The 4,888-nt window shown below is 71.8% G+C and carries 6 protein-coding genes; 5 read left to right on the top strand and 1 reads right to left on the bottom strand.

Features of this window, described 5'->3' with window-relative positions; all coding sequences use genetic code 11:
- From D7X32_RS43150 to D7X32_RS43130, 5 genes are all read left to right on the top strand, one after another.
- Positions 1-758: DnaJ domain-containing protein (locus D7X32_RS43150; RefSeq protein WP_244239502.1), on the top strand; the 758-nt coding region annotated here is incomplete at its 5' end.
- Positions 759-788: 30 nt separating this feature from the next.
- The gene (yhbY, locus tag D7X32_RS43145; RefSeq protein ID WP_120608298.1) at positions 789-1,145 is read left to right on the top strand and encodes a ribosome assembly RNA-binding protein YhbY; all 357 of its coding nucleotides are present in this window, start codon (positions 789-791) and stop codon (positions 1,143-1,145) included.
- 134 nt (positions 1,146-1,279) lie between these two features.
- Positions 1,280-1,552 carry a hypothetical protein gene (locus tag D7X32_RS43140; protein ID WP_244239501.1) on the top strand — a complete coding sequence of 91 codons (273 nt, stop codon included), beginning with the start codon at positions 1,280-1,282 and terminating at the stop codon, positions 1,550-1,552.
- Entirely contained in the window at positions 1,549-2,439 is an 891-nt protein-coding gene (locus D7X32_RS43135) for a hypothetical protein (RefSeq protein WP_120608296.1), read from the top strand. The genes D7X32_RS43140 and D7X32_RS43135 overlap by 4 nt, the downstream gene beginning before the upstream one ends.
- A 138-nt stretch (positions 2,440-2,577) precedes the next feature.
- Positions 2,578-3,435 (top strand): TraB/GumN family protein, encoded by an 858-nt coding sequence (locus tag D7X32_RS43130; protein WP_120608295.1) that lies wholly within the window; start codon positions 2,578-2,580, stop codon positions 3,433-3,435.
- A 295-nt stretch (positions 3,436-3,730) separates the two neighbouring features.
- Here D7X32_RS43130 and D7X32_RS47735 read toward each other — a convergent pair.
- Positions 3,731-4,888: YfhO family protein (locus D7X32_RS47735; RefSeq protein ID WP_147450501.1), on the bottom strand; the 1,158-nt coding region annotated here is incomplete at its 5' end.

Raw genomic sequence — 4,888 nt, 5'->3', positions numbered from 1 at the left:
CGGCGGGCCCGGGCGCACGGCCCGCCCCACCCGTCGTCGCCGCTCCTGCGGCCCCCGCGGCTTCGGGCCCCACCTCCGGTTCGGATGAACTGCCCGCGCTGCGCCAGCTCGCCGCGACCATGAAGGGCCAGAACCACTTCCAGCGGCTCGGCCTCACCGAACAGACCGAAGGCAGCGCGGTGAAGATCGCCTACTTCCGCCTGGCCAAGCTCTACCACCCGGACACCCTGCCCCAGGGCGCCCTGCCGGAGCTGGAGAAGCTCAAGGCGGAGGTGTTCGCGTACATCGGCGACGCCTACCGCGCCCTCTCCGACGACAAGAGCCGCGCGGCCTACCTGGAGGAGCTCAAGAGCGGCGGCGGCGACGGCGTGGACATCCAGGCCATCCTCCAGGCCGAGGAGCTCTTCCAGAAGTCCTGCATCCTGGTGAAGGCGCGCAAGTACCCGGAAGCCGTGAAGATGCTCAACGAGGCCATCGCCCTCAACGCCGAGGAGCCGGAGTTCTTCGCCTGGCGGGGCTACGCGCGCTTCCTCGCCGCTCCCGACAAGAAGGCCGCCCAGCCGGAGGCCTTCCGCGAAATCCAGGGCGCCATCAAACGCAACGAGCGCTGCGCCCCCGCCCACTACTTCCTGGGCGTCATCGCCAAGCTGTGCGGCGACGCGCCCGGGGCCCTCAAGCACTTCAAGCGGACGGTCGAGCTGCAACCGGACCACATTGATGCGATGCGAGAGGTCCGCATGGCGTCCCAAAAGAAGTAGGGTGCGCGCCTTTTCAAGGAGACACCCCCCATGCCCCTCACCGGGAAAGAACGCCGCCACCTGCGGGCACTCGGCCACCACCTGGAGCCGGTGGTCATCGTCGGCTCGTCCGGCGTCACCGAGGGCGTCATCGCCGCCATCGAGCAGGCGCTGAACGACCACGAGCTCATCAAGGTGAAGATCAACGAAGGCCCGGAAGGCCGCCACGAAGCCGCGGACCGCCTCGCCGAGGCCACCGGCTCGGAGCTCGCGCAGCTCCTGGGCCGCACCGCCCTCTTCTTCAAGCGCCGCAAGCAGAAGTCCCACTTCGAGGACATCCTCAAGGGCCCGCACGAGCCCCGTCCGGCCCCCAAGCCGGCCGAAGAGGCCAAGCCGCGCCGCCGTTAAGCCGCACCGCTTTTCCAGAGGTCGCGGGGAAATCAGACCAGCCCGAGCATTTTGTGCGGGTTCGGAAGCAGGCGAACCCTCGTGCTGGGTTCGAAATGTCCCTACGCTGGGGGTCTTCCCCCCGCGGAGGTGACGTGCAGACTCCCTCGTCCTCCCCTTCATCCGCCCCTGGCTGGCACGACGTGCTGATGCATCACCTGGAGCCGCTTCTGGGTGACTTCACCGCGAAGATGGCCATCCACACCGCCGCGCTGCGGGCCCTCAAGCGTCCACCCGAACAGGTGGGCGCGCAGGACGTGCCGCAGGTGCTGGAGGGCCTCAAGCCCATGCTCAACATCTTCATCGGCGCGGTGCGCACGACCAGCATCCTCAAGGAGATTTCAACGGCCATGGAGAAGCTGCGATGAACGCCCCCCGTTCCTCTTCGGGTCGCGCCCTCGCGAGGGTGGCGCCCTGGCTGGGCGCCGTCGGGGTGCTCCAGCTCGTGCACCTGGCCGCGGTGGCCACGTCCTTCCAGGACGCGCACCGGCTGGCGCTCGTGGGTGACGTGGCGGGCTGGACGGTGGGCCTGCTCGCGGTGCTGGGCACGGCGGCGGCGGCGCTGTCGTTCGGCGCGGGGGACTACCTGCGCCGCGTGTGGGGCTTGCTGACGGTGGGCGCGGTCCTGTCGCTCGTCAGCACGGCCCTGCGCAGCTACTGGATGCACGCGGTGCCGGACGTGCCGTTCACGGACTCGCCGCTGTTGCCCGTGCGCATGGGCGTGGTGGTGCTGGCGAATGTGAGCACCACGTTCGCGCTGGTGCTGCTGGCGCGCACCTACAAGCAGTCGGGCCTCCAGCCGCCGCCCAGTCCCCGCGCGACGCTCCTGTGGGCGGTGGCGGCGGTGGCGGCACTGGCGGTGGGTGGGCCGGCGCTCGTCGCGGCGGTGGGGCACCTGGGCCAGGGCTTCGCGGCCACGTGCACGGCGGTCATCGCGCTGGCGTCCACGCTGGCGGACATGACGACCATCCTGCTCGTCGCCCCCATCCTCCGCGTCGCGTACATGCTGCGAGGCGGGCGGCTCGCCTGGGTGTGGTGGGCCATGGGCGTGTCCGGCGCGGTGTGGCTCTTCTACGACGCGCGCGAGTGGCTGGCCCCGCTGCTGCCCGGCAGTCCCACCGAAGCGGTGGAGCTCTTGCGCACGCTGCGCACCTCGGGGCTCGCGATGCTGGGGCTCGCGGGTTGGTTGCAGCGCTCGGCGCTCGCGTCGTCCCAGCGCGAGTCGCGCGCGGGCGCCGTCGTCCCCACCGCCTGACACGGCCCGTCGCGTCGAGCTGACGCACAAGGCCAGGACCGGCCCGCTCCCTCTCCGGGGCGGGCCGTCGTGTTTTCAGGGCGTGCGGTGCTGGGTGAGACTGGGCCTTCCCGTTTCCTCCAAGGAGGCCCCACGCCCATGCGACTCTCTCCGCGGTTCCTGCTGATGCTCACCTGTGTCCTGGCCGGGTGCCGGACGGCGCGAGAAGCACCGGCGGCACAAGCGAAGGCGGACTGCGGTCCGGTGATTCCCGGCATGGAGGCGGTGCTCAAGCCCGCGGCCTTCGTCGTGCTGGGGGAGATCCACGGCACGCAGGAGGCACCGGCCTTCGCGGCACGGCTGGCGTGTCACGCGGCGGCGGCGGGACAGCCGGTGCGGCTGGCGCTGGAGTTCCCAGTGGAGGAGCAGGCGCGCCTCGACGCCTTCGTCGCGGGTGAGGCCGAGGGGCCGCCCGACAGTGCCTTCTGGCGCCGCGAGGTGCAGGACGGCCGCAGCAGCGGTGCCATGCGGCAGCTGTTGGAGCGCGTGCGGGAGCTGCGGCGCGCGGGGCTGCCGGTGCGGGTGGTGGCGTTCGACGCGGGCGGCAAGGACCGGGACGACACGATGGCCGGTCAGCTCCGTCAGGAGCGGAGCCAGGCGCGCGAGGACACCTTCATCGTGCTCGTGGGCAACCTGCACGCGCGCCGCGACGTGGGCGCGCCCTGGAACGAGAAGCTCCAGTTCATGACGCACCGGTTGCTCGAAGCGGAGCCCGGTCTGGTGTCGCTCGACCTGGCGAACGCCGGGGGCTCCGCGTGGATCTGCCGTGGAATGACGGCGGACACCTGTGGCCAGCAGTCCCTGAAAGGCCGGGGCGAGGCCCAGGCCGTGGGCATCGCCCTCCAGAAGAAGGCCGATGATCTGGACGGCTACGACGGCACCTACTCCGTGGGAGCACTGAACGCCTCACCGCCCGCGTTCGGCCCCCCGAGCACCGCGACGCCCGCGCCTCGCTAGGTCCGCCGGACCTCCACCCGGTCCACCTTCCGCCCGACGCGGCCCGAACCTGTCCGACTGTCGGACAGGTTTCCGCTGCTCGGCCGGCACGGCCCGCAGCCACGGCGGTTGTCCAAACGGGTCCGACTGTCGGACAGGTTTCCGCTGCTCGGCCGGCACGGCCCGCAGCCACGACAGTTGTCCAAACGGGTCCGACTGTCGGACCAGTTCGTGCGGTGCGGCGCTGACAGGGAGTCCCCCGGGGCGCTCACCTTCTCATCCGTAGGGACAACCTTCAGGCCCAACGGACTGGCGCTCAGCTCCGGGGACGGCGCCGCGACACAACCATCGCGGCCCCCAGCGCGCCCAGCGTGAGCGCGCCCAACCACAGCCCTGGAACGAGCCCCGGCGTCCGGTAGCGCATCACCACCGTGTGGCGCCCCGACGGCACGGGCACCGCGCGCACCGCCACGTTGGCGGCGAGGATGGGCACGGGCTCGCCGTCCAGCGTCGCGGTCCAGCCGGGCAGATACGCATCGTTGATCACCAGCACCGAGGGCGCGGCGGCCTCCACGTCCACCGTGAAGTGCTCCGGCGACTCGCGTGTCACACGCACCCCGCCCGTGCCGGTCGCGGCCTCCACCGGCAACGGCTCCGGGCACTCCACGATGACGGTCCCGGGCGCGGGTGGCTCGGGCGCCGTCATCCGCTTCAAGGCCTCATCGAGCGTCGCCACGCACTCCGGCCGGGCCAGGTGGATCCGCGCGGGCGCCTGCGGATGCGCCAGCAACGACGTCCCGAAGAGCGGCTCCTCCGCCAGCACGCGTGCTCCTGGAGGCAGGCCCTCGGACAGGTCCCGCGTGTGCGTCACCATGAAGGGCGTGGACAGGCGCGGAGCCAGCTCGAAGGACCAGCGCCGGGCGTCGCCCATCAGCCGCAGCAGCCGCGAGCTCCGCCCCGGCAGGTAGCTGCCCGCGCTCTCGATATCCCAGAACACCGACGTGTCCGGCGCCAGCACCGCCACCTGCCCCAGGCTCAGCCGGTCCTTGAACTCGTAACCGGCCAGGAGCGGCGCCCCGTAGCCCTTCACCACCGTGTTCACCCGCACCGGCTCATCCGCCGGAGCCGACGCGCGGATCCGCTCCGCGAACGGAGGCGGTGTCTCCAGGATCTCTGCTGGGGACACCTGGTAGAGCGGCCCGTTCTCCAGGAAGAGCGCCGCTCCCTGGAGCACCACCAGCCCCACGCCCAGCTTGGGCCGCCACGCCAGGACCGCGCACAGGAGCGCCAGCCCCGCCGCCGTTCCACCCATGCGCACCACGTTGTTCGACAGGCCTTCGATGGCCGCCGCGGGCGCATCCGGCCAGTGCGGCAACACCCAGCCTCGCGTCCACCACCCGCCCACCGCTTCGCCCAGCGCGACCGTCGCGCAGAAGACGGCCACCCCGCCGCCCGTGACGACGACCGCGCGAGG

Source organism: Corallococcus carmarthensis, from assembly GCF_003611695.1.
Lineage (GTDB): Bacteria > Myxococcota > Myxococcia > Myxococcales > Myxococcaceae > Corallococcus > Corallococcus carmarthensis.
This window is presented reverse-complemented; position numbering and strand designations above follow the sequence as displayed.